Source organism: Brevibacterium sp. FAM 27836 (assembly GCF_051351055.1).
GTDB lineage: Bacteria > Actinomycetota > Actinomycetes > Actinomycetales > Brevibacteriaceae > Brevibacterium.
Genome location: NZ_CP195711.1, coordinates 2,825,519 through 2,849,493, shown reverse-complemented (window position 1 = coordinate 2,849,493; position 23,975 = coordinate 2,825,519). Strand labels below are relative to the sequence as shown.

Sequence of the window (23,975 nt, the reverse complement as noted above, 5' to 3'; positions counted from 1 at the left end):
TGTATTCAGGGCCGGTTCCAGCCGTGTCGGGCGACTGCGGCGATGGGCCCTCTCGATCGCCGAGGCTGCACCGCAGACACGGGTCGAGACGTCCGTACCAGAATACGCGGTTCTCAGGCGGTGGCCGGACTCGGCACTGGGAGCTCGGTGGAGAAACGCTCGAAATTCGCCGTCGTACTGGCCAACACCGCGGAGCACTGCAATGGTAGGAGCTGTGTGATCCGGAATCTCGACCCTCAGACTAGGTTGGCGATATGAATCTTCTCCTCATCTCTGATCCTGGGCCCCCGACCCGACGAGCGAATTCGATCAAGGACGACCTTGAGGGGATTCTTCAGCAGGAGTTCGACGGGGAGGCCACTCTCGATCTGTGCGCTGAGACGCTTCGAGTCCAATCGAATCACCAATTGGAGTTGTCGACCCTCGATGCGATCGTCGACTCCTACCCGCAGGCCGACGTCGTCATCATGCTCACCGACATCCCCCGACACACCCAGGGCAAGCCGCTCATCGCCGAGGTGCTGCCCGACCGGAAGATCGCCGTCATCTCGTGCCCCACGCTGGGGGCTCTGACGACGAAACGTCGCCTGCTCAAGATCCTCACCAGCTGCGTCAACCAGCTCGTGCCCGATGGACACCCGATCGCGAAGAAGCACCGACTGCCCCGCTGGGGTCAGTGGTCGAGCAAGGCCGACTCGGGTCGACGCACCCTGCACGCGCACACGTTCACCGGCGGGCCGCGCCTCGTCCTGGGCATGACCATGGCCAATGAGCCTCTGCGGATGGCGCGAAAGCTCTCCCGGGCCATGGCCGCGGCGGCCGCGACGGGAGCGTTCGGCATCTTCTACAGTTCGATCTGGCAGATGTCGCACTCCCTGTCCACGTCTCGGCTTCTCTCAATCGGCCTCATCGCCCTCGTCGTCATGGTCGGCTGGCTCGTCATCGTCAATCGACTGTGGGACCGTCCGGTCAACGAACGGTTGGCGCAAGTCGTGTTCTACTACAATCTGTCGACGATCCTCACCCTCATCATCTGCGTCGCCAGTCTGTATGCCACTCTGGTCATCGGCATTCTCGTCGGTGGTCTCATCGTCATCGACCCGGACTTCATGGCCCAGACGATCGGACTGTCCGAGGCGAAGTTCACCAACTACCTCGACATCGCGTGGCTCAGCGCAGCGATGGGTGTTGTAGCCGGCGCTCTCGGATCGAGCTTCGACAGCGATGTCGATGTCCGCAACCTCACTCACGCCCAGCGACTCCGCGCTCGCGTCTACACAGCGGAAAGCGACGAGGATGAGTCCAGATGAAGGGGGTTACGTCCCTTCCGCACCGAGGCTATGGTGGTGACAGACTCCGGAATCACGCAAAACCGGAGAGATTGGAGCAAGAATCATGACACAGTCAGTGACAGTTCCCGATCCACACGGCTCAGAGAAGACCCCTCGCGAGAACGCCGAACACGGCTTTGTCGCCCCCGATGCCCTGACCAAGAACCTCCAGTCAGTGCTCGTCGACTTCATTGCCCTCAGCCTCATCGCCAAACAGGCGCATTGGAACATCGTGGGCACGAACTTCCGCGACCTCCACCTCAACCTCGACGAGGTCACGGATATCGCCCGTTCGGGCAGTGATGAGATCGCCGAGCGGATGAGAGCCCTCCACGGCTCTCCGGACGGACGACCGGCTGTGGTCGCCGAACAGTCCGGGCTGCCGGAGTTCCCGAACGGGGAGATCAGCACGCACGATGCCATCGACCACGTCGTCGCATCGCTCGAGGCCACCGTGGCCACGATGCGCAACTGCCACGACGAGGTCGACTCCGCGGATCCGACGACCGCGGACATCTTCCACGGCTACATCGCCCAGCTCGAGCAGCAGGCCTGGTTCATCAGCGCCGAGACCCGAGTCCCCCGCTGATACTGCGCTGACCCAGTCAGCAGTCCTGCCCACCGGGCCGCCTCGATCCTCAACGTGATCGAGGCGGCCCGGTTTGTTGTGTCCAGACACCACGACGCTGGCGGGGCCCAGCTCCTAGATCTCATTGCGGATGAGCGCTGGGTTCCCTCGACGGCGACGACGATGACTGCTCGCCCGGCGGTGATGCAGCAGTCAGCTGGTTTTCAGGGAACGAGCTGGCCGAAAGTCGATTTGGGGAATAGATCGTCACGGTTTCGGTCACAACCGTTCATATTTCGTCATATGAGATTACCTGTTGTTATCAATTTCTTCATATTAGTTCTTTCTACTCACCGGCGGGTCCGTCTCTGACGATGACGATCATTCGTGGAGAATTCGTGTCGGCAGATCACGCGACCGCACACATCGCATATCGATCCTGTGGCCTGCGATTACGGCCCAGCCAGCATCAGGCGAGCTTGCCTTCCGCCTAAGCTACTGAATGAACTATCGTTCAACCAATCTGGCTCTTCGTAATCGAGAGTGTGGGTCAGGGATTTTCAGACACGGCGAGTCGCTGCTCAGATAGGCGTCGAGGTCTTCCGATGATGGAAGTTCTCACACCGTCCATCCGAAAGACCTCGACGTGGCCAAGCCTACTTTCTCGACGCCTGACCTCACGACCTTCTGCAGACTCAATGACCTCGATCTGACCTGCACCGGCCAACACATCACCGGGCACAAAGCCATTCTGGAATGCCGTCCAAACACTGCTGATGACTGGTGCCGACGATGTGGTGGTCACGGGATCGTTCGCGATACCGTCGTCCGCCAGCTGGCCCACGAACCTTTCGGCCACCGACCAACCACGCTTCACATTCGCCTCCGCCGTTACAAGTGCGTCGAGTGTGGCCGCGTCTGGCGTCAAGACACCACAGCTGCGGCGCCACCACGAGCGAAGATCTCGCGAACCGGCCTCGACTGGGCGTTGCGTGCTCTCGTGATCGATCACGACACCGTGTCCGTCATCGCTGCGAAACTCGCCGTGTCCTGGCACACCGCGAACTCCGCCGTCCTCGCCGAAGGTCAGCGGTTGTTGATCAACGACCCGACCCGTTTCGACGGGGTCAGCGTCATTGGTGTCGACGAGCATGTATGGCGGCACACCCGGCGTGGTGACAAGTACGTCACCGTCATCATCGACCTCACCCCGATCAGCGAGGGAACAGGCTCGGCACGTCTGCTCGACATGGTGGCTGGCCGTTCGAAGCAGGTGTTCAAACAATGGTTGAAAGACCGACCGAAAGAATGGCGTGAGGGCATCGACGTCGTCGCGATGGACGGATTCTCCGGCTTCAAAACAGCCTCAGCTGAGGAGCTGCCCGACGCTGTCGAAGTCATGGACCCCTTCCACGTCGTCAAACTCGCCGGTGATGCCCTCGACGAGGTACGTCGCCGAGTTCAGCAGGAGACAACCGGCCATCGCGGACGAGCAAAGGACCCGTTGTACCGGGCAAGAAGAACTCTTCACACGGGCAGCAGCTTACTCACGACCAAGCAGCAGGAAAGAATCGCGAACCTCTTCGCTGACCCGAACTTCACCGAAGTCGAAGTCACCTGGGCCGTCTACCAAGACATTGTCAGCGCTTACCGAACCGCGGACCGCAAAGAGGGCAAGAGACTCTTGCAAACGGTCATCGACGCCCTGACAACGAATCTGCCACCCGAACTTGTCGAGCTCAAACGGTTAGGACGAACGTTGAAGCGTCGAGCTGCTGATGTGCTCGCATTCTTCACCCGACCGGGAACGTCGAACGGTCCCACTGAAGCGATCAACGGCAGACTCGAGCATCTACGCGGGTCCGCGCTGGGATTCCGCAACCTCACGCATTACATCGCGAGGTGTCTGCTCGAGTCCGGTGGCTTCAGACCGGTTCTACACTCTCAATTACGATGAGCCACCAATCTTGCCGATCCACCCCAAACCCCCACCGATGCCTCCGACACACCCGAGCATGCTACCGAGGGGTAAGTATAACGACGCTGTAACTTTATGAATTATTCACCCATTACTTTTTGATGACTCCGTAACCTTGTAAGGGATCTACCAGGAGACTGCCCGTTTCCGCCCAGACTCTCGTCTGCGAATGATCAGGATCCAAACGATGTGGAGAACCATGAAGATACTCAGAGGCCGGCCCGGTACCGGTCGGAAAGTTGCGGTGGGCACAGTCGCCGCGGCCACAGCAGTAGGGCTGACCCTGCTGACTACGTCGCCCGGCTCAGCCGACGAACAGAACCCGAACGAAGATGCAGAAGCCTATGGGCAGCTGATCGATGCTGACATCCTGGACGCTGACGCGCTCGATGCCCTGTCGGCGTACAGCAGCTCTCCGTCGAGCACCGATGCGGACACCACACCGATCAATGCCGAAGTGCTCCAGGCCATCGGAGTCGAGCTCCCCGGAATCGGCATCCCGCTCATCAGCAGCGAGGGCGGCGATGGCCTGCTCGAGCTCGGTGACGCAGGAGTGCTCAATACCTACGGACACGCTCCTGCCTACAACGAAGCCACGGCCAGCTCCGGCGTCGTCGGAGAAGACGGCAGCCTCAACCTCGATGACATCAACAGCGGAGAGTACGGCAACGCCAAGGTCGACCTGACCTCGGTGCTCGGCCAGCTCAACCTCGACGGCGTCACCGATCAGATCGTCGATGAGCTCAGCCTCGAACTCGGCGCGATCGCGTCGACAGCGAACAGCAACGGCGAGGCCGATGACTCCGAGTACGCTGTTGCCGATGGCATCCTCACAGTCTCGAGCCCCGCAGTGGGCAACCTCTCGGGCGCTCTCAATGACGTCGTCGACGATGCAGGCGGCACTCTCGAAGAGGTCATCGGCGACGAGGGTCTAGTCAATGCGCTTACCGGTGTTGGTGTCGATGTCAGCATTCCGCTCCTCGCATCGGTCACGGTCGGCGGGGATGACGCCAAGGTCTCCGTCGAGGTGCGCGACGCACTGAACAGCGTTGTCGAGAACGTCGTCAACGAGGCACTCGAAGACGAGGCGGGCATCGTCTCGATCGATCTCGCAAACGGCGACATCAAGATCGACCTCGCGAAGATCGTCAAGGGCGGGGACGCCTCAGACCTCAACGGTCTCGACCCGAACACTCAGGTCCTCACCTCGGATACGATCTCGAAGATCACCGATGCCGTTGCGGATGCCCTCGGGGCACTCTCTGGCAAGGTGAATGACACCCTGACTGATGCGCTCAACGACGTGCACCTAGTCATCGACCTGCCCGCCAGCATCAAGCTGCTGGGCGGAAGCGCAGCAAACGGATCAATCAACGTCGACGCCACTCTTGGACAGCTGGCAGGCACTGATGAGTCTGATCCGACCATCGAGACCAACCTTGATCTGCTTGGCATTCCGGTCGGCACGGTGCTCAATGCCATCACTGAACCGCTGATCAGCTCCCTGCTCGGCGTCACCAAGCCGCTCATCGGCGGAATCCTCGACTCGACGGCCGAGCAGGTCGCCGGCAGCGTCACAGGCCTCGTCAACCCACTCCTGACCTCTCTCGACCCGGTCTTCGAGGCACTCAACCAGGTCGTGGATCTCACGATCAACGAGCAGCCGACTGCGAAGGACCCCGCAGACGAGAGCCAGGTCAAGGGCACCAACGGACCCGGCTTCACCGTCAGCGCGGTGAGCCTGGAACTGCTCCCGGCCGCCGATGCCATCGACATCAACCTGGCCTCGTCCTCGGTCCGTGCGACCGCGGAAGCACCGGACCCGGGCGATGACGATGCGAACGCCAACGCAGCGGCCTCGGCATCGGCTTCGGCCGACGCCGACGGTGACAACAACCCCGCCGCCCAGGCGGCATCCGAGGCAGCTGCCGACAACAATGCCGACAACACGGCATCGGCAGCAGCTGACGAGAACGCCGAAGCAGCGGCAGAGTCGGCAGCGACCGAGGACGCTTCGTCCGAGGCTTCGGCTGATTCGACCACGGACGAGAACGCTTCGTCGACAGCAGCCTCGCAGGCCGCCGCAGAAGCCGATAACACCGATGACACGAACGCAGAGGCATCGACGGCTTCGGACGCGAACTCCGCAGCCGCTTCGGAAGCGGCTTCAACAGCTGATTCGTCGAATGAGGCTTCCGCAGAGGCAGCAGCCAACGCGAATGCCGCAGCGGATCCCGACGCGGCAAACGAAGCGGATGCGAATGCCAATGTGAACGCCGCCGCTTCGGCCTCGGCCTCGGCCAACGCCGATGACAACAACAACGCGGTCGCCGAGGCAGCCGCTCAGGCAGCCGCCAACAACGATGCCAACAACACGGCATCGGCAGCAGCCGACGAGAACGCTGAAGCAGCCGCGGAATCGGCCGCAAACGAAGAGGCCTCCTCGGAGACCTCGGCGGATGCGACGAGCGAGACCAACGCCTCGGCACAGCAGGCAGCCAACGCCGCCGCAAACGCCGACGACACGGACTCGACGAACGCGAACGCCTCGGCCGCAGCTGATGCGAATCCGGCAGCAGCTGCATCCGCTGCCTCGACCGCAGACTCTTCTTCGGAAGCTTCTGCCAACGCAGCGGCTGACGCTGACGGCAACGACGACGGAGCCGCGGCCACCGCTTCGGATGACTCCGATGCGAATGCCAATGTGAACGCTGCTGCTTCGGCCTCGGCTTCGGCCAACGCCGATGACAACAACAACGCGGTCGCCGAGGCAGCCGCTCAGGCAGCTGCCGACAACGATGCCAACAACACGGCATCGGCAGCAGCCGACGAGAACGCTGAAGCAGCCGCCGAATCCGCCGCCAACGAAGAGGCCTCCTCAGAGACCTCGACCGACGCGACCACGGAAACCAACGCTGCAGCCAACCAGGCAGCCCAGGCAGCCGCGACCGCGGACAACGACGATGACTCGAACGCACAGGCTTCTGCCGCTGCGAACGACAACGCCGGTGCCGCCGCTTCGGCAGCGTCGACGGCTGACTCCTCCTCGGAGGCGTCGGCTGCCGCAGCAGCAGACGGTGACGAAGCTGACGCAGCAGCTGAAGGCGCCGAGGCGAATGCTTCGACGGACGGCGACGAGGCCAACGCATCGTCGGCAGACGACGCGGACGAGGCTTCGGCGAGCGCCGACTCCGAGAAGGCAGCATCCGCTGACTCGGATCAGGCAGCCTCGGCCAACGCCGGATCGTCGGCCAGCTCTTCGGCCAACGCTTCGGCTGGCGCCAATGCCTCGGCCGGTTCGAGCACGAACGCCTCGGGCAACAGCAATGGCGGAGACCTGCCGCGGACGGGTACCGACGGTATCCCGGCCATGGCCGGATTCGCCGCACTGCTCCTCGCCGGTGGTGCAGCAGCGGTGTGGGCGACCCGCCGCTACCGCGCCTCGGCAGGCAAGCACTGAGAATAGATCGGCTCAGAGACTGAGCTGACGCCACAACGGCGGGGTCGGAGTGAGAACTCCGGCCCCGCCGTTCGTGTGCCGGCAGCTTACGCGGCCCCACCGCCAGAGCGCGGGCGATCGCGATGTCCCGCCGCTACCACCCCAGCGAAAAAGCCTGCGAGAGCTACAACCCTCGCCCGGCTTCCCAGGGCTCTTCGGAGGCCCCGGTGATGAGCGCGTTGACCGACATCGCCTGAGCATCGGTGAATGAGGCGACATAATCCACGACCGCCCGCGCCCGTCCCCGTCGGACGATCGCAGTGGCACCTTCCTCCCCCAGTGCTTCGGGATTGCGTGCGTACAGGTCCTGGTACTCCTGCGTGGCCGCCTCGACGGAATCGAGCAGGCGCCGCGGAATCCGGGTCGCCTCATCGGGGTCGAGCAGCCATTCGTGGAACTCTTCGACCAGCGAGGCGATGATCCGCGTCTGCCCGCGCTGATAGACGGCGAGGTCGGAGCGTTCAAGCACGAACTTCGCGTGGACGAACTTGAGCACGACGACATCGTGCCAGGCCTCCTGGCTCAGCCGCACATGACCGCTGCGGATATGCGGGTCCGGATCGACGACGATCGAGGCCTGCAGCCGGTCGATCCACCGCCGCGTGAACCCGGTGACAGCCCGATCGGCTTCCAATCCCCCGTCATAGGGAACACCGAGGAGCCCTTCGACGAGATCCCGGTTGGCCCGCTCCACCGAGGCCCGGAAGGCCTCTTCGGAGGCAATCCACGGATCCTTCTCCCGGGTGTGCCGCCGGATCGCCTCGAGCGCATGGCCGGGCCGCCGCCGGTCGAGTTCGGAGACATCGAGGGCCGCGAGTTCGCGGCAGTCCCGCAGCCACCGCCCGAGCTCGGCAGACACGGACGTGTACTGCAGCACATTCGACCGATAGAAGTCGTCGAGGTCGTGCACCGCATAGGCGATATCGTCGGCGACATCCATGACCGCGCACTCAAGCGTCTGCTGATACCGCCCGATCGCCGGGAACGCCGAGAGCACATCCGCCATCTCATCGACCTCGGTGGCATAGGCAGAGAACTTCATCGCCCCCTCGGACACCTCATCGCCGACGCCCCGCGGCATCCGTGCGGCCGAATCCGGCCGATCCCCGCTCCACTCCCCCCGCTCCCACGGGTACTTGAGCACCGCGGCCCGCACCGCCCGTGTGAGGTTGAGACCGCGCGCTGTCGCCTCGCAGCTGTCAAGCGCGGTGAGGATCCGAAACGTCTGCGCGTTGCCCTCGAATCCGTCGTCGAGGCGCAGCAGCGTTCGCGACACCCGGTCGAGCTCTTTCTCGCCGAGGTGGCCGAACGGCGGGTGCCCCAAATCGTGGGCGGCCGCTGCCGCCTGCACGACCACAGGGTCACATCCGCCGAGGCGGCCGACGAGTTCCCGTGTCCGCTCATCACCGTTGTTCAACGTGATCGCGATCGACCGGGCCACCGCGGAGACCTTGAGCGAATGGGTGAGTCGATTGTGGATGACGGTGCCGGAACCGGCCTGCGGGATGACCTGCGTGACCGAGGCCAGGCGAGAGAAGAACGGGGAGAAGCGGATCCGTTCGATATCGACGCGGAATTCGTCCTCTCCGGGCCGGGCCTCCTCGGCGACGTTGCGGTCACGGCCGCCGGTCGTGTGAAATCTCTGACGCTCCATCACCTCAGACTACCGAGTTCGCGCTTCGCTCGGGGCGAGATCCTTGAGACTCAGATCACGGTGACGTATTGTCAGAAGACCTGTAGGAGGTGGTCATCATGACCGGAGTCAATGAAGATTTCTACCAGCCCCAGACCCATCCCGGCGACATCATCGAAGTCGAGGACGAAGAGACCGGTGAAATGGTCAAGCACGTGATCTACCTCGACGAATTCGGCAACGGCACGAAGACGCGACCGCTGACGGAGGATGAGCTCAAAGACCTCGACGACGCCTGACCGGCTCTTCACCAGCGGGCACGCACTGTTTCGGTCGGGCCGTCGACTTCGGTGAAGCCGGCGTCGACGACGCTGACCTGTTGCGCGCCTGCAGCCCATGAGTTCGTCGTCGCTGTGATCACGCGCAGGCTGAAATCAGCTTCGCGCCACCGCTGGCGCACGGCCTCGGGCATCTGCTCGAATGCCAGCTGTGCGGCGTGACCGCATTGGGCGGCGGCCTTCCCTGTCGTCAGCGTCAGGTGCGGGGAGAGTTCGATCGTCACGACCGCCTCGGCGGCGGGGACCGAAGTTTCGCCCTCATCGGGGAACTCGGTTCCGCCCACCTGGAGCTTCTTCAGCTCATGCGGCAGCGGTTCGACGGGACCGGGCGCGAACACGAATGCCTCGGCGGGGGCGAAGTCGTCGTTGCCGCCGAAGGTCACGCCCACGCATCCCAGGGCGCGAGCGTCGTCGAGCTTCTTGCCGTCGCCCCGGCGCACGACCTTGCGGATGGCTCCGTCGCGCCAGTGCGCGACGGCGTCGTTCCACTCGCCTCCCGGTTGGGCGCGCGGGTCGTCGAGGAAGGTGACGACGGCTCGGGCGGTGGCCTCGAGGACGTCGATGTGGCGGGCGATGGCGGTCTTCGACCGGCGCACGACGATCGGCAGGGACCAGGGGATGTCATGGTCGGTTTCGTGTCGGCGCATGTGTTCGGTCAAATTCTCACTCCTGCTCAAACCTGGGAAGTGCGCAATCGCACTCCCGATCTCATAACGTCGCCGCCGGTGAGTTATTCCTCGACGATCCGGACAGCGGACGATGCTGGCTTCCTGAATGGCGGTTCAGTTAGGGTGGGCCCGAACTGAACCACCGACCCAGGGAACGAGAGTCGTGTCGAAATCGAGCCACCGCGAAGTCAGCGCCGCCGACCTGTCCCGAGGCAGACGCATCATGCTGCTCATCCTCGTCAGCATGGGCAGTTCGATCCTGTTCGCTCCGCCCTACCTCAAGAACGTCTTCTACGATCCGCTGCTCGACGCCCTCGACATCAACAATGCCCAGATCGGATGGCTCGTCAGCGCCTACGCGATCACCGCAACGATCTGCTATCTGCCTTCGGGCTTCATCGCCGACCGCATCCGCGTGAGAACCCTGGCCACGACCGGTTACCTCATCACAGCGATGCTCACGTTCGTCTACGCAGCCCTTCCCGGCTTCGGCACACTGCTCGCCGTGTTCGTGGGGATGGGACTGTCGACGATCCTCATCTGGTGGGGTGTGCGCTTCAAGCTCGTCCGGCTGATCTCCGACGCCGATGGCTATGCCCGCAACATCGGTCTCAGCTACGGCATCTACGGTGCCGTCGGACTCGTCCTCGGCTTCGTCGAGGTCGGGATCCTCTCCGCCTTCGCCGAGCGCGCCGACCTCGGTGTGCGCACCATCCTGATGATGTTGGGCGGACTCATCTTCCTCCTCGCCATCGCCTCCCATCTGCTCACCCCGCGCTTCGCCGGTGAGATCGAGCATCCCGGTGAAGGCTTCAAGCTCGCCGATCTCACTCGCGTCTTCGGCTCCCCCGTCGTCTGGCTGGCCGCCGGGACGATGTTCTTCGTCTACTTCGTCTACACGGGCGTGGCCTATACGACCCCCTATCTCTCCACGGTCTTCGCCGCCCCGGCCGCTGTGGTCTCTGCCGTCAGCGTGATCCGCACCTATGGGATCACTCTGCTGGCCGGCCCGGCCTTCGGTGCTCTGGCCACGAAAGCCCGCTCCCCGTCGCGGGTGATCATCATCGCCTCAATCGTCATCGCCGTCGCACTGGCCGCCCTCATCGCCATTCCCTCCGGCCCGGTGCTGGTCATCGTCGCCGCAGTCATCGTCGTGGCCCTCGGCTTCCTCGCCAACGGCTGCTACGGGATCGCCTCGTCCCAGTTGAGCGAGGGCCGGGTCGGGCTCGACATGTTCGGGGCGGCATCGGGCCTGCTCTCGGTCATCGGCTTCCTGCCCGACACCTTCTCCAGCGTATGGTTCGGCGCCATCATCGATGACCGCGGGTCCGGGGCCTACCCGATCATCTTCACCATCCTCATCGCCTGTTCCCTGCTCGCCGCTGTGCTCAGCTACGCCCTGATCCTGTGGGTCAGGCGAACCGGCGGCCAGGCCGCCGTCGAAGAATCAGAGGCACCCGATGCCCCCGCCTCCTCGTGAGCGTCGCATCGGCCGTACCCTGCCCCACGGGGCCCTTTCACCGCACCAACCATCGGAGGCGAACATGCCCATCAACGAAGCCGCTGCTCCTTCAGCCGCAAACACCGAGATCCCCGCATTCATCCTCACCGCGATGACCGACCAGATGCGGACCGTGCTCGACACACAGGCAGCACGAGCCGCGGAATGCACCCAAGCGGGACAGCGCGCAGTCGGTGCCGAGATGGACGCTGAGACCGCACGGCTGGCGGCGATGCGTGCCGAATACCGAGCCGAGCGCTCCTTCTGGAACGCGGGCGGCCCGCCGATGGCCGAAACCGTCGATACGGTCATCGACACGGCCGGGGCGCAGGTTCCCATCCGCATCCATCGCCCCACCGCCGAGGCGGTCATGCCGGGCATCGTCTTCCTCCATGGAGGCGGCTTCACCGTCGGTGACCTCGACACCCATGATCGGATCATGCGGGTCATCGCCGCCGAGAGCGGTGCCGCGGTCATCGGCGTCGACTATTCGCTCTCCCCCGAATCGAAATTCCCACAGGCCCTGCATGAGGTCGCCGGCGTCATCGACCATTTCGTCAACAGCGGCAACGACTTCGGCGTCGACGGAACCCGCCTGGCGGTCGCCGGCGACTCCGCCGGGGCCATGCTCACACTCGGTTCCGCTCTGCTGCTGCGCGACGATCCCGAAAGCATCGACGCCGATCCCCGGACCTTCTCCGCACTGCACGCTCTGCTGCTCTTCTACGGCGGACACGGTCTCGTCGATTCCGCGAGCAGGCGTCTCTACGGCGGTGGCTGGGACGGAATGAGCCGCAAGGATCTCGACTCGATCACCACCGAGCACTTCGCCTCACCGGCCGATGCCTCCTCGCCCTATGTCGACCACCTCGAGGCCGAGCTGGCGGGTCTTCCCCCGGTCTTCATCGCCGCGGCCGGGCTCGATCCCCTCCGCGATGACAGCGAGGCCCTGTCAGTGCGACTCGAAGAGGCCGGCACACCGGTCGACTACCACCTGTATCCGGGAGTGCTCCACTCATTCCTCCACTTCGGTCGGATGCTCGACGAAGCCGGAGATGTCCTCACCCGCAGCGCCGCTTTCGCCGCCGCACACCTCTGAGCCGACCGCCGGACACAGCACACCTCGGAGGCCACCGACACAGCACAGAGCCCGGCACCTGGATGTCAGGTGCCGGGCTCTGCGAACGTGGTCGTCAGTAGTGCGCAGGCGGGTCGCTGGCAGGAAAGGACTCGTCTTCCCACTCATCGACCAGTTCGTCCTGCTGGTCCTTGTCGACGGAATCGGTTCCGGGCTTCTCTGCGAGGTCGTCCCTGGCTTCTTCGGGCACCCGGGCCGGCGACTGCTCGTTCTTCTCGTTGTCATCAGACATGGAGACCATCCTTTCTCTGGTACGACACGATGCTGACATCGATCGGTCCGACACGGTAGTGGCCCGCTCCCGCTCCCGTTCGATCTCCGCGTCGAACTCCGCACCGAGGAGCAGCGAGAGGTTGACCATCCACACCCAGGCGAGCCCGACGATCACACCTCCGATCGACCCGTAGGTGACGTTGTAGCTGCTGAAGCCGTTGATGTAGATGACGAAGCACGCCGACACGGCGACCACCACGAGCAGAGCGATGAACGCACCGAGGCTGACCCACCGGAACTTCGGCTGCCTGACGTTCGGAGTCACGTAGTAGAGCAGAGCGATGAGCAGCATGACGAAGAAGACGAAGACCGGCCATCTGACCACGTTCCAGATCAGCAGGGCTGTAGGGCCCATGCCGATGAGCTCGCCGAGAGTCTCCGCGATGGGCCCGGACAACACGAGCAGTAGCCCCAGGGCGGACAGGACGATCAGCGTGACCACGGTCATGAGGAGCATGAGCGGCTTGAACTTCCAGTACGGGCGGCTCTCCTCGACCCGGTAGACCGTGTTCAGGGCACGACCGAATGCGCCGATGTACTTCGACGACGACCAGATCGCCAGGACCAGGCTGCCGATGAGGGTGGCACCGGCCGAGGGGGATTCGGTGAGTTCGACGATGATCGGACGGATCGCCGAGGCGGCCTCGGCCGAAATATCGTGGGCCAGGGACAGCACCGCCTCCGTGGTCGATTCGGCTTCCCCGACCACGCCGAGCAGCGAGACCATGGCGAGGATCGCCGGTGCGGCGGAGAGCAGAGCGTAGAAGCTCAGACCGGCGGCCTTGTCGAGGCACTCATCCTCGAGCAGACGTCGCAGAGCGCCCTTGACGATCCGCCACCGATTCAGACCCGGCGAGGACCTTTTCATCTCTTTCCCACTCTGTAGTCTCTGGCCGCATGGACCATCGAGTTGAGAGTCGCGATGACCGGCACGGAGAAGAACGCCCCGGCGATGCCCGCAACCGCCGCTCCTGCTGTCACTCCGAGGATCACCGCCAAGGGGTGGATCTTGACCGTGGGTCCTGTCAGCCAGGGCTGCAGGACATGGCTTTCGAGCTGCTGCACGACGATGACGATGCCGAGCATGAGCAGACCGTGGACCCAGCCATTGAACAGCAGCGCCAGACCCACCGCGACTGCGCCGCCGACGATGGCGCCGACGAACGGGATGAAAGCGCCGAGGAAGACCACCGTGGCGATCGGAATCGCCAAAGGGACACCGAGGATCAGTGCCCCCACACCGATGCCGATCGCATCTGTAGCCGCGACGACGAGCTGGATCCGAATGAAGTTCGACAGGGTCTTCCACCCAGCTTCGCCGGCGGCGGAGATCCGCGCATGCGCCTTCTTCGGCCAGATGTGGACGACCCACGTCCAGATGCCGCGGCCATCGATGAGTGCGAAGAGGGTGACGAACAGAATGATGAAGATGCCTTCGACGACATGAGCCGCCGTCGTGCCCACCTCGGCGGCTCCAGAGCCGAGACCGGCCGCATTGTCCTGCAGCCACTGCCCCGAGGAGGAGACGAGGTCGTTGAGCTTGGCTTCGGTGAGCCCGAACGGCTGCGTGGCCAAGAACTGCTGCGCCGCGCTCAGCGACGTCGCCACCTGCTTCTGAATCTCCGGGATCTCGCTTCTGACCTGAAAGGTGATGATGAGCGTGAGTCCGGCCAGCAGGCCGAGGACGACGACCCAGACGGTGACCACCGCCAGCCATTTCGGCCATCGGTGCCGTTGCAGAAACGACGACAAGGGGACCAGCAGGGCCGAGAGGACGAGCCCGGCGAGGAACGGGACGACGATCTGAGCGATCTGCAGAGCGACGAAAACAGCGACGGTGATCCCCGCGATGATCACGAGCAGGTATCCGGTGAAGCGGGCCCCGATTTTCAGCCCCTCGGGGATCGGGTCATCGCGATTGTGAGATGCGTGCGGCGAACCTTCTGTCATGCACCAACACTAATGCCCAGGGGCACACAATTGGTGGGTCGTTTTCCTCTCAGCGCCGAGGGCGGTCAGCCGGCTCCAAGAGAAATCCGAAGAAGCACAGAACCTCTTTCATTATGGTGTGCCGATGACCCGAATGCGACGCTGGCCCTACACTTTCGCCATGGCGCTGTCTCTGCTCATCGGAGCGGTCGCCGTGATCTCCTCGCTCTACCTCGACCTGCCGTTGCGGGATCCCGATGGTTTCCTCGGACCTTCGATCGCCCGCCTGCCCCTGCTGACCCTGGGAATCATCGGCTGCGGGCTCGTGGTGGAAGCAGTACGCAGAAGCGGTTGGCGGAACCTGCCGGCCGCGCTCGTCGACACCGTCAAGAAGGAGTGGAACAGCCACCGTCTGCTGTGCATCGGAGCCGGTCTGCTCAGCTTCTACGTCTGCTACGTCGCCTATCGGAACCTCAAGAGCGTGCTGCCGGTCTTCCGCGACGGCACCCTCTACGACCGGCAGCTGCTCCACCTCGACTACTGGCTGACCGGCGGCAACAGCCCGGCGCTGCTCCTGCACGATCTGCTCGGCACGGACATCGCGGCCAACGTCCTGTCGCTGGCCTACCTCGCCTATCTTCCGCTCGTGCCGATCAGCCTCGGCGCGTTCCTCGTGCTCAATCGCAACCACAGAATCGGAGCCTGGTACGCGACGACGCTGTGCCTCAACTGGGTCCTGGGCACCGTCAGCTATTACCTGCTGCCGTCGGTGGGTCCGGCGTTCATCCGCCCCGAGTTCTTCCGGGCGCTGCCCGACACTGGGGTCACGCAGCTGCAGCAGGTCCTCAGCGCCGACCGGCTCGAGTTCCTCACCAATCCCGCCGGCAGCGACTCCATCCAAGGCGTCGCCGCGTTCGCTTCCCTCCATGTCTCCGTGACCTTCGCCGCCGCACTGTTCATGACACGGACGAATCAGAGACGCGGCATCCAGGCCGTCACCTGGATCTTCTTCGGTGTGACAGTCGTGGCCACCGTCTACTTCGGTTGGCACTACATCCTCGACGACATCGCAGGCATCGGCATCGGCTGGGCCTCGGTGACGGTGGCGGCGTGGGCCACCGGTCGGCGCCGAGCCCGCCGGAAACCGCGCGGGGACGATCAGCTGCCGGCGAAGCCTCGAATGCCCGAACAGGAACCGGCGACCGGAAGCACTGCGCCGGCGGATTCTGCTCCTGGCACTGCTGCCGCTATACTGTAGATACTTGCGAACCCGTTTTCGGGTTCCCTGCGTCGTCAGGACGCCTCGTCTCTGCAGCTGGGTGAGATCACCCGCGCATGTTTCCGAAGCCGTTTTCTCTCGGCGATCGAGAGCGCCGACAGCGCTCATTCCATGACCGGAAGCGGCTGACTGCCACCATTGCGCGGCATCGGCACGTCGTCCGGCACGTTGAAGGGCCACCCCATCACAACTTCACAGACACACACTGCTCCCCGCACCACCCGCAGCTCATCCGGCTCCGGCAGCACCACCACAAAGAACACGACCGCTGCGCCCACGTCGTTCGCCGAGCTCGGCGTTCCCGCCCAGCTGGTCAAGTCCCTCGACAGTGAGGGCAAGACCTCCGCCTTTCCGATCCAGCAGGACACCCTGCCCGACACCCTGGCAGGACGCGACGTCCTCGGCCGCGGCAAGACCGGTTCCGGCAAGACACTGGCCTTCTCCATTCCGCTCGTCGCCCGCCTGGCCGAATCGCAGTCCGCGGGATCGGGTCGCCAGCAGGGACGCCGTCAGCCGCGGGGCCTCGTCCTCGCTCCCACGCGTGAGCTCGCCACCCAGATCACCGACGTCATCGACCCCTTGGCCAAGGCCGTGGGCCTGAAGACGACGACGATCTTCGGCGGCGTCAAGCAGCGTCGGCAGGAGGTCGCGCTCAACTCCGGCGTCGACATCGTCGTGGCCTGCCCGGGCCGCCTCGAGGACCTGCTCCAGCAGAACATCCTCTCGCTCGAGAACATCGAGGTGACCATCCTCGACGAAGCCGATCACATGGCTGACCTCGGCTTCCTGCCCGGAGTCACACGCATCCTCAAGCAGACCCCTGCCGAGGGGCAGCGGATGTTCTTCTCGGCCACCTTGGACAACGACGTCGACAAGCTCGTGCGTCGCTTCCTCCACAACGAGGTCCTCCACTCCGTCGACGAACCGACTTCGCACGTCTCGGCCATGACCCACCACGTGTACGAGGTCTCCGTCGACGACAAGAACGAACTCGTCCACAAACTCGCCGCCGGCACCGGCCGCCGGATTCTCTTCACCCGCACGAAGCACCGCGCCAAACGCTTCGCCCGGCAGCTGACCGCGCAGGGAATTCCCGCCGTCGACCTCCACGGCAACCTGTCCCAGGGCGCCCGCGACCGCAACCTCGCCGCGTTCACCCACGGTGATGCGAAGGTCCTCGTGGCCACCGACATCGCCGCCCGCGGCGTCCACGTCGACTCGGTCGAACTCGTCGTCCACGTCGATCCCCCGACCGAGCACAAGGCCTACCTGCACCGTTCGGGCCGCACCGCTCGAGCCGGCAGCGCCGGTGACGTGGTCACGGTGATGACGCCCGAGGAGCGCAAGGACACCCAGACCCTGCTGCGCAAGGCCGCCATCAAGGCCACCCCGAAGAAGGTCACCGCCGACTCCCCCGAGGTCACCGAGCTCGTCGGTGCGATCGCCGAATACGTCGCCCCGCAGCCGAAGGAACCCATCCAGCCGCGGAAGAAGACCGAACCGGCCACGTCGAACGGCCGTTCGTCCCGCCGTCGCCGAGGCGGTCGTGGCGGACGCGGCGGAAGCTCAGGTCGCGACGGTGCCGGCAGCGGCGGCACCGTTCGCAGCGGTGAAGGCAATCGTCGCAGCGGATCCCGCGGCGGCGAAGCCCGCAGCGGAGAATCACGCCGCAATCCGCAGAGCACGCGTGGCGGCGGATCCGGTCGCCCCGGCCGGTCCGGCAACCGCAGTGCGGCAACCCGCACCAGCCAACCGGCCAATCGCCGCGCCGCGGAGTCGCGCGGGACGAACCCCGAGACCCGTCGCCGCAATCGCGTCCGCACCGGAGGTTCGGAGCAGGTCTACTCCACCAGCAGCTGAATCAGCGAACACTCAACGGCTCGCTCCACGCACAGGAACTCGGTCTGCACCCCGAGAATCCTGTCGTGGAGCGGGCCGTTTCGTTCATCTCTGCCGCAGCATCCGCCCCTGACCTCCTGCACTCGGTGCCTTTCCGCACACGGCGCCACCGCTCAGCCGAAGATCGTGCGGACGGCGAAGAAGAGCACCGACGGAGCCAGCAGCAGCCCAAGTCCGGTGTAGAACGTCGAGGTCATCGCCCCGTAGGGCACCAGCCGCTTGTCCGTGGCAGCGAGACCGGCTGTCACTCCGCTCGTGGTCCCGAGCAGCCCTCCGAAGACGATGGCCGAACGCGGATTGTTCAGACCGATGTATTTGGCCACGAATGGAGTCAGCACCATTGTCAGGACCGACTTCACCAGGCCGGCCCCGACGCTCAGGGCGATGATTCCGCTGCTCGCGCCCAAGGCGGCTCCGGTGACCGGCCCGACGATGTAGGTTGCCGTGCCGGCACCGATCGTGGCCAGATCGACCGGATCGCTGTAGCCGAACATCAAGGCGATGACCACCCCGATGGCGAAGGACAGCACCACTCCCAGGACCAGAGAGATGATTCCTCCGAGGCCGGACTTCTTCATCTCTTCGAAGCTGGCGCCGAATCCGGTGGCCACGATGGCCAGGTTGACCAGCATCCCTCCGCCCATGAGCCCGATTCCGGAGAAGAGGGACAGGTCGGCTAGCCCGTCCTCGCCGCCTGTGGCGACTCCGCCGATATAGGCGAGGACGAGCCCGAGGATGATGGCGATCGCCGAGGCTTGGAACTTCCCTCTGGTGAGGACCTTCGAAATGAGCATCGCAATTGCGGTGACGAGGCCCACCAGGGCGAATGCGACGACGAGGTCATTGTCTTGCAGGGTCGAGACGAGCGCGTCCATCATGCCTCCTCTGCGAAGACTTCGACGGGCTCGTCGATTCCTGGGGTCTTGACCCGGGCGAGCACAGGCACAAGCAGGAAGCTCACGGCCACGGCCGCCACTCCGGCGACGACGGCGACAGGGCCGGCTGTGACAGCACCGACGACGTTCTGCGTGGCGGCCATTGCCACGACGATCGGGATGTACATTCCCGACCAGAACGAGATCCCCGCCGATGTCTCGGGTCTGAGTCGCCCAGACCGTGCCAGCAGGTTGGTGGAGAGTATGAGCAGGATCATGGCGATGCCCACGCCGCCGACATTCGCGTCGACGCCGAGCAGACTGCCCACAAGATTTCCGATGAAAGTGCCGATGAGCAGGCTGCCAGAGAGCAGGGCGACACCCAGAATGATCACAGAAATGACCTCTCTGTCGAAGGTTGAGTATGGCTCGGCAAGACGCGAGCCTCGGACAGCTTAGCCGACGGCAAGACGTCTTGCTCACTCGTTCGGAGCAGGTTCACTCGACCAGCAATTGACGCCGGCTCGAGCGGCGACTGACGCCGGCAGCCGGCAGGATTCGACCGGCTTCAGACCGGTGTCGGCCCCGCCGAGTGGTCCCCGCGGATGCGCTTGGCGACGAGTTCGGCGCTGATGAGGCACATCGGCACGCCGATCCCGGGTGCGGTCCCTGCCCCGGCGAAGTAGAGTCCGTCCACGCGCGGTGACTGATTCTGCGCCCGCAGGAAAGCGCTCTGGCGCAGTGTGTGCGAGGGCCCGAGCATTCCGCCCTTCCAGGAGTGGAAGTCCCGAGCGAAGTCGGCCGGGCCGATGGTCTTGCGCACTCTGATCCGACTGCGCAGATCGTCGATGCCTGCCCAGACGCTGATTCGCTCGACCGCCGAATCGACGGCTGCTTCGACTGCGGGAGCACCGCCCCCGTCCGATCCGCCGGCACCGATCTCCACATCCGGCGGGACGGGAATGAGAACGAAGAGATTCTCGCAGCCGTCCGGCGCCACCGCGGGGTCGGTGGCACTGGGTTTGCACAGATAGAACGAGGCCGGGGCGGGAATTGTCGTGTCGGCGCCGAAGATCGCCTGCAGATTCTCCTCCCATTCCTCGACGAAGAACAGCGAGTGATGTCCGAGTTCGGGCAAGCTTCCCTCGATGCCGAGCAGAGCGATGATCGCTCCAGGCCCGCTGTCGATTCTCGACCACCATGATTCGGGGTAGCTGCGCGCCCTCGGCGGAAGCAGCTCGGTCTCCGTATGGTGCAGGTCGGCTGCGGAGACGACGAGGTCGGCATGATCGACACGTGACTTGCCATCAGTATCGGTCCATCGCACCCCGCGGGCGGTCACCCGTCTCCCACCCTCTTCGGTGACCACCTCGGTGACCTCGGCCGAGGTGATGACCCTGACGCCGGCGCTGCGGACCAGCGCCTCCAGTCGTTCGACGACAGCCCAGAACCCGCCCATCGGATAGAACACTCCCTGGTCCAGATCGAAGGCGCTGAGCAGGTGGTAGATCGCAGGAGCCCGTTGGGGGTCGGTGCCGAGGAACACCGCAGGATAGGCAAGGATTCGGCGCAGAACCGGGTGCGTGAACCGCTGATCGACGAACTTCTCCAAAGAACTCGACAGCAGCCGGAGGAGCAGCGGGAAGGAACGGAGAACGTCCCTGCCGAATGCGGAGGCCAGGCGGGTGAAGGGGTTGTAGAGAAACCGGTTGCGGGCGACGTCTGCCGTCAGGCCCGCGGATCTCAGATACTTCCGCACCGCGGCACCTCCGCCGGGTTCGATGCTCTCGAACAGTTCAGCGACCGCATCGACCCCGTGGGGCACAGTGATGCTGTGCGGACCGGAGGCCCCGTCCGGTTCCGAGAAGACCTGATACCCGGGGTCCAGCAGCCGCAGATCCAATTGTTCGTTCGTGCTCGTGCCGAGCAGTTCGAAGAAATGGTCGTAGACGTCGCGCATGAGCAGCCAGGACGGTCCGGTGTCGAATCGGAAGCCCTGCTCCTCGATGTTGCCCGCCCTCCCGCCGAGGTGGGGGTTGCGTTCGATCAAGGTCACCTCGTGACCGTCGCGGGCCAACAGCGCAGCGGTCGCGAGCCCGGCGATTCCGCCGCCGATGACGATTGCCCGACTCATCGCAGCTGTCCCATCCGCACCTCGCAGACGGCGCGGAGGACAAGCGCCGCCTTGCGTGGACCCGCCACGGTGATCCGCCGTCGGGGGAGCTCTTCGGCCGGCACCACGGACAATCTGTCGGCAAGCGCGGAGAACAGCCGCAGGGCGCAGAGGACGGCCACGCGGGCATCGCTGGGCAGGAGCGGGATCGTCCTGTCCGCAGCTTCGATCTGTGCGCGGATGGCGGTGATCCACTCCGCCTGTGTCCGAGCGTCCACCGTCCCGTTCTCGCTGAGGTAGCTGCGGCCCAGGCGCTGAGTGTCGTCACCGAGGTCGCGCAGGAAGTTGACGTTCTGGAATGCTGCGCCGAGGCTGCGGGCACCGTGTTCCAGCAGTCGCTCCTCGCTGCGGGTGCATTCCTCGTTGCGCACGAAGATCCGCAGGCACATGAGACCGACGACTTCAGCGGACCCGTAGACGTATTCGGCGTGTTCCCTGCGGTCGAAGCGCAGCTGCGCTTCGGGGGCTGCGGTCGGCTGTCCTGACGAGGTCGTCTGCTGTCCTGACGGGGTCGTCTGCTGTCCCGGCGGGGTCGTCGGGGGTCCCGGCGGGGTCGTCTGCAGGTCCGTGCGCATGGAGGCGAAGAACGGTCGGGTCAGTTCGACTCCGATTCCGGCCTCGCGGGCGGTGCGGGCGAAAGCGTGGATGATGGGGTTGCTGCTGTAGCCGAGCCTCATGCCGCTTTCGGTCTCGGATTCGAGCTGATCGAGCATCCGACGCTGCTGTTCGGGGGCGAGGCCCGCTTCGGTCGCGACTCCGTCGACGAGTTCGTCTGCGACCCGGACCAGAGCGTAGATGTTGCGCACATGATCCCGGTGGCGAGGGCCGAGCAGTCGCGCAGCGAGACCGAACGACGTCGAATATGCACCGATGACCGACTTCGAGATCCGATTCGACACGAACGAATAGCGTCCGAGGGGCCCCAACCGATCAACGTCTCGTTTCATGATCGCCTCCCATCGAGCGCCTCGATGAGTTCGTCGAGGAGCCTTGCCATATCCGGCCCGATGAGCATCGATTCGGCCGCAACGAGTTCTCGCGCATTCGCGGAGAGCTCGTCGATGAGCGCCCGGATCTCGCCTTCTGCCCCGCAGTCGGACAGCAGCGACCTCACTGTCGCACCCTCCTGCGAGCTGAGGTCCCCGGCACCGAAGTGCGGTTCGATGAGCGGCCAGACTGAGGTGCGCCGTGCGAGGGCGATGATCGCCGTCTCCTTGCCCTCACGCAGGTCCGAATAGGCGTCCTTGCCATGTTCGTCGGACCTGCCGAAGGTCGAGAGCAGATCGTCCTGGAGTTGGTACGCCAGGCCCAGCAGAGCACCCGCCCTGCCGAGGATCGCCTCGGTCTCGGGTGACGCCCCGGAGAGGATCGCTGCCGAGTGCAGAGGCAGCTCGAAGGAGTACGTCGCGGTCTTCTGACGGCTCATCTCCACGACTTCGGCCAGGCCCGAACGGACGCGGCCGGCGCCGAGTGCCACGTCGGTCAGCTCCCCCGAGACCGATTCCATCACCGCCCGATCGAGCTGTTCGAGAAGCCGGGAATGCGAATCGCTCGGCAGCGCTGCGCTGAAGAAGATCTGGTGGGCAGCCGACAGCAGAAGGTCTCCGACCAGCATCGCGGTGCTGCGCGCCGCATGCAGCGGCGAGGCGACGGTCGCCTGCTCGGCCCCGCCGGCACCGCTGCCCGCCTGCCACTCCTCGAGCAGGAGGCCGATGAAATTCGGACGACCCCGCCGCATGAGGTCACCGTCGATGACATCGTCATGGAGGAGGAAGGCGAAGTGCAGCAGCTCGATACCGGCCGCGATGCGCACCGCCTGGTCTCTGGCCTCGGGACGGCTCTGCAGAGCAGACACCGACGGCGAAGGGCCAGGGTCGGCAGGCAGTTCCGGATAAGGACAGGCGCAGAGTGCGTCGAAGGCTCCGATGAGAAGGCGCGGTCGCAGCAGTTTGCCGCCGAGCAGGCACCGCGAAGCGAGGTCCCACGCCTGGGCCGCCGTGGGCCCCAGTGCGCCCACCCGATCCGTTCGACTGTCGAGCACACGTCGGACCTCGGACTCGATTTCGGCTGTGACGGAGGGGCCGAACGCGATGCCCTGGGCAATGGTCATCGTTGAGTCCTTCGCTCGAGTGTTGATAACGTACTCGATATACTACACTCAAAGATATTATCTGCCGAAGGTTATTCTTCTACGATCAAGGGGTGAAAGTCAGTAAGATGACACCATGGAGTCATCGGAGGCCCCGGGCGCTCACGACCCGATCACAGAGAACATGTACACCGGCTCAGAGCACAGCTTTCCCGGCGACCTCATCGACTCATCCGACCTGTCGAGCACGGACCGCGAGCAGATTGCTCGGCTCATGAACTCACTCGCCCGACTGCGCGAAGCCGAGCGCACCCTCTCCGATGCCTCACGCAAGTTCATGAAGCTCAGCGAGCCGGACATGCGTGCGCTGCACTACCTCATCGCCGCCAAGCGTCAGAACGCTGTGGTGACCCCGAAGATGCTGTCCATCCACATGGCGATGTCGGCCGCCTCGGTGACGAAGCTGATCAATCGTCTCGAGCGGGAGGGCCACGTGATCCGCAAGCTGCATCCCAGCGACCGGCGCGCCTATGCCATCGAGGTCACCGAGCAGACGGCCCGCTCGGCACGCGAGACCGTCGGGCGCGCCCAGGCCAGGCGAATCTACGCCGCCGCCCAGCTCAGCAGCAGCGAACGCGATGCCGTCATCCGCTTCCTCGACGGGATGACGGACGAGTTGTCCCTGCGCAACGCCGATTGGGCGACCCAAACGTGATCTCGAGTCCCGCAGTCAGCCGCGGCCACCCAAAAGGCGGGCGCAAAGCCCGGCGCAACGGCGAGAGAAGCGCCCCCGCCGTCGAGGCC

The 23,975-nt window shown here is 64.7% G+C and carries 19 protein-coding genes; 10 read left to right on the top strand and 9 right to left on the bottom strand.

The features are described 5' to 3' along the window. Positions 1-254: 254 nt before the first annotated feature. The 4 genes from ACSE4D_RS12765 (at position 255) to ACSE4D_RS12750 (ending at position 7,337) form a co-directional block, all read left to right on the top strand. Positions 255-1,310, top strand: a complete 1,056-nt coding sequence (locus ACSE4D_RS12765) for a hypothetical protein (RefSeq protein ID WP_436326057.1) — start codon at positions 255-257, stop codon at positions 1,308-1,310. Between the two features lie 85 nt (positions 1,311-1,395). Continuing rightward, on the top strand, positions 1,396-1,920 hold the full coding sequence (locus tag ACSE4D_RS12760; RefSeq protein ID WP_425120332.1) for a Dps family protein: 525 nt from the start codon (positions 1,396-1,398) through the stop codon (positions 1,918-1,920). A 625-nt stretch (positions 1,921-2,545) separates the two neighbouring features. Then, positions 2,546-3,856, top strand: a complete 1,311-nt coding sequence (locus ACSE4D_RS12755) for an ISL3 family transposase (RefSeq protein WP_426936723.1) — start codon at positions 2,546-2,548, stop codon at positions 3,854-3,856. A gap of 220 nt (positions 3,857-4,076) precedes the next feature. Beyond that, positions 4,077-7,337 (top strand): choice-of-anchor G family protein, encoded by a 3,261-nt coding sequence (locus ACSE4D_RS12750; RefSeq protein ID WP_436326056.1) that lies wholly within the window; start codon positions 4,077-4,079, stop codon positions 7,335-7,337. Between the two features lie 163 nt (positions 7,338-7,500). On the opposite strand, the gene ACSE4D_RS12745 is transcribed toward ACSE4D_RS12750, so the two are convergent. After that, positions 7,501-9,030 carry a deoxyguanosinetriphosphate triphosphohydrolase family protein gene (locus ACSE4D_RS12745; protein WP_425120329.1) on the bottom strand — a complete coding sequence of 510 codons (1,530 nt, stop codon included), beginning with the start codon at positions 9,028-9,030 and terminating at the stop codon, positions 7,501-7,503. A 98-nt stretch (positions 9,031-9,128) separates the two neighbouring features. On the opposite strand from ACSE4D_RS12745, the gene ACSE4D_RS12740 reads away from it, so the two are divergent. Beyond that, positions 9,129-9,308, top strand: coding sequence for a hypothetical protein (locus ACSE4D_RS12740; protein WP_135540397.1), 180 nt, complete (start codon positions 9,129-9,131; stop codon positions 9,306-9,308). Positions 9,309-9,316: 8 nt separating this feature from the next. On the opposite strand, the gene ACSE4D_RS12735 is transcribed toward ACSE4D_RS12740, so the two are convergent. Then, positions 9,317-10,006, bottom strand: coding sequence for a peptidyl-tRNA hydrolase (locus tag ACSE4D_RS12735; RefSeq protein WP_436326055.1), 690 nt, complete (start codon positions 10,004-10,006; stop codon positions 9,317-9,319). A gap of 172 nt (positions 10,007-10,178) precedes the next feature. Between ACSE4D_RS12735 and ACSE4D_RS12730 the strand changes: the two genes are divergently transcribed. Both ACSE4D_RS12730 and ACSE4D_RS12725 read left to right on the top strand, forming a co-directional pair. Continuing rightward, positions 10,179-11,495: an MFS transporter gene (locus ACSE4D_RS12730; RefSeq protein WP_436326054.1), complete on the top strand. Its 1,317-nt coding sequence runs from the start codon at positions 10,179-10,181 to the stop codon at positions 11,493-11,495. A gap of 64 nt (positions 11,496-11,559) precedes the next feature. Continuing rightward, positions 11,560-12,615 carry an alpha/beta hydrolase fold domain-containing protein gene (locus tag ACSE4D_RS12725; RefSeq protein WP_436326053.1) on the top strand — a complete coding sequence of 352 codons (1,056 nt, stop codon included), beginning with the start codon at positions 11,560-11,562 and terminating at the stop codon, positions 12,613-12,615. A gap of 94 nt (positions 12,616-12,709) precedes the next feature. Here the strand turns inward: ACSE4D_RS12725 and ACSE4D_RS12720 are convergent, their stop codons facing one another. Both ACSE4D_RS12720 and ACSE4D_RS12715 read right to left on the bottom strand, forming a co-directional pair. Next, the gene (locus ACSE4D_RS12720; protein ID WP_436326052.1) at positions 12,710-13,795 is read right to left on the bottom strand and encodes a YihY/virulence factor BrkB family protein; all 1,086 of its coding nucleotides are present in this window, start codon (positions 13,793-13,795) and stop codon (positions 12,710-12,712) included. After that, entirely contained in the window at positions 13,792-14,877 is a 1,086-nt protein-coding gene (locus tag ACSE4D_RS12715) for an AI-2E family transporter (RefSeq protein WP_436326051.1), read from the bottom strand. Before ACSE4D_RS12715 ends, ACSE4D_RS12720 begins: the two co-directional genes overlap by 4 nt. A 124-nt stretch (positions 14,878-15,001) precedes the next feature. Here ACSE4D_RS12715 and ACSE4D_RS12710 point away from each other — a divergent pair, with 124 nt between their 5' ends. Further along, positions 15,002-16,114 carry a phosphatase PAP2 family protein gene (locus ACSE4D_RS12710; RefSeq protein ID WP_436326050.1) on the top strand — a complete coding sequence of 371 codons (1,113 nt, stop codon included), beginning with the start codon at positions 15,002-15,004 and terminating at the stop codon, positions 16,112-16,114. 330 nt (positions 16,115-16,444) lie between these two features. Further along, complete coding sequence (locus tag ACSE4D_RS12705) at positions 16,445-17,995, top strand: DEAD/DEAH box helicase (RefSeq protein ID WP_436327137.1); 1,551 nt, start codon at positions 16,445-16,447, stop codon at positions 17,993-17,995. 152 nt (positions 17,996-18,147) lie between these two features. Here the strand turns inward: ACSE4D_RS12705 and madM are convergent, their stop codons facing one another. The 5 genes from madM to ACSE4D_RS12680 form a co-directional block, all read right to left on the bottom strand. Continuing rightward, positions 18,148-18,912 carry a malonate transporter subunit MadM gene (madM, locus tag ACSE4D_RS12700; RefSeq protein ID WP_436326049.1) on the bottom strand — a complete coding sequence of 255 codons (765 nt, stop codon included), beginning with the start codon at positions 18,910-18,912 and terminating at the stop codon, positions 18,148-18,150. After that, complete coding sequence (gene madL / locus ACSE4D_RS12695; protein ID WP_135540409.1) at positions 18,909-19,304, bottom strand: malonate transporter subunit MadL; 396 nt, start codon at positions 19,302-19,304, stop codon at positions 18,909-18,911. The genes madM and madL overlap by 4 nt, the downstream gene beginning before the upstream one ends. 173 nt (positions 19,305-19,477) lie before the next feature. Next, positions 19,478-21,043, bottom strand: a complete 1,566-nt coding sequence (gene crtI / locus ACSE4D_RS12690) for a phytoene desaturase family protein (protein ID WP_436326048.1) — start codon at positions 21,041-21,043, stop codon at positions 19,478-19,480. Then, positions 21,040-22,029 (bottom strand): phytoene/squalene synthase family protein, encoded by a 990-nt coding sequence (locus ACSE4D_RS12685; protein ID WP_436326047.1) that lies wholly within the window; start codon positions 22,027-22,029, stop codon positions 21,040-21,042. Before ACSE4D_RS12685 ends, crtI begins: the two co-directional genes overlap by 4 nt. Then, complete coding sequence (locus ACSE4D_RS12680) at positions 22,026-23,192, bottom strand: polyprenyl synthetase family protein (protein ID WP_436326046.1); 1,167 nt, start codon at positions 23,190-23,192, stop codon at positions 22,026-22,028. The genes ACSE4D_RS12685 and ACSE4D_RS12680 overlap by 4 nt, the downstream gene beginning before the upstream one ends. Before the next feature lie 115 nt (positions 23,193-23,307). Between ACSE4D_RS12680 and ACSE4D_RS12675 the strand changes: the two genes are divergently transcribed. After that, positions 23,308-23,886 (top strand): MarR family winged helix-turn-helix transcriptional regulator, encoded by a 579-nt coding sequence (locus ACSE4D_RS12675; RefSeq protein WP_135540416.1) that lies wholly within the window; start codon positions 23,308-23,310, stop codon positions 23,884-23,886. Positions 23,887-23,975 lie beyond the last annotated feature (89 nt).

Coding starts and splice junctions, on each gene's coding strand:
- crtI (WP_436326048.1), bottom strand. CDS start 21,043: ATGAGTCGGGCAATCGTCATCGGCGGCGGAATCGCCGGGCTCGCGACC.
- ACSE4D_RS12710 (WP_436326050.1), top strand. CDS start 15,002: ATGACCCGAATGCGACGCTGGCCCTACACTTTCGCCATGGCGCTGTCT.
- ACSE4D_RS12685 (WP_436326047.1), bottom strand. CDS start 22,029: ATGAAACGAGACGTTGATCGGTTGGGGCCCCTCGGACGCTATTCGTTC.
- ACSE4D_RS12725 (WP_436326053.1), top strand. CDS start 11,560: ATGCCCATCAACGAAGCCGCTGCTCCTTCAGCCGCAAACACCGAGATC.
- ACSE4D_RS12715 (WP_436326051.1), bottom strand. CDS start 14,877: ATGACAGAAGGTTCGCCGCACGCATCTCACAATCGCGATGACCCGATC.
- madM (WP_436326049.1), bottom strand. CDS start 18,912: ATGATGGACGCGCTCGTCTCGACCCTGCAAGACAATGACCTCGTCGTC.
- ACSE4D_RS12720 (WP_436326052.1), bottom strand. CDS start 13,795: ATGAAAAGGTCCTCGCCGGGTCTGAATCGGTGGCGGATCGTCAAGGGC.
- ACSE4D_RS12745 (WP_425120329.1), bottom strand. CDS start 9,030: ATGGAGCGTCAGAGATTTCACACGACCGGCGGCCGTGACCGCAACGTC.
- ACSE4D_RS12740 (WP_135540397.1), top strand. CDS start 9,129: ATGACCGGAGTCAATGAAGATTTCTACCAGCCCCAGACCCATCCCGGC.
- ACSE4D_RS12765 (WP_436326057.1), top strand. CDS start 255: ATGAATCTTCTCCTCATCTCTGATCCTGGGCCCCCGACCCGACGAGCG.
- ACSE4D_RS12675 (WP_135540416.1), top strand. CDS start 23,308: ATGGAGTCATCGGAGGCCCCGGGCGCTCACGACCCGATCACAGAGAAC.
- ACSE4D_RS12750 (WP_436326056.1), top strand. CDS start 4,077: ATGAAGATACTCAGAGGCCGGCCCGGTACCGGTCGGAAAGTTGCGGTG.
- ACSE4D_RS12680 (WP_436326046.1), bottom strand. CDS start 23,192: ATGACCATTGCCCAGGGCATCGCGTTCGGCCCCTCCGTCACAGCCGAA.
- ACSE4D_RS12760 (WP_425120332.1), top strand. CDS start 1,396: ATGACACAGTCAGTGACAGTTCCCGATCCACACGGCTCAGAGAAGACC.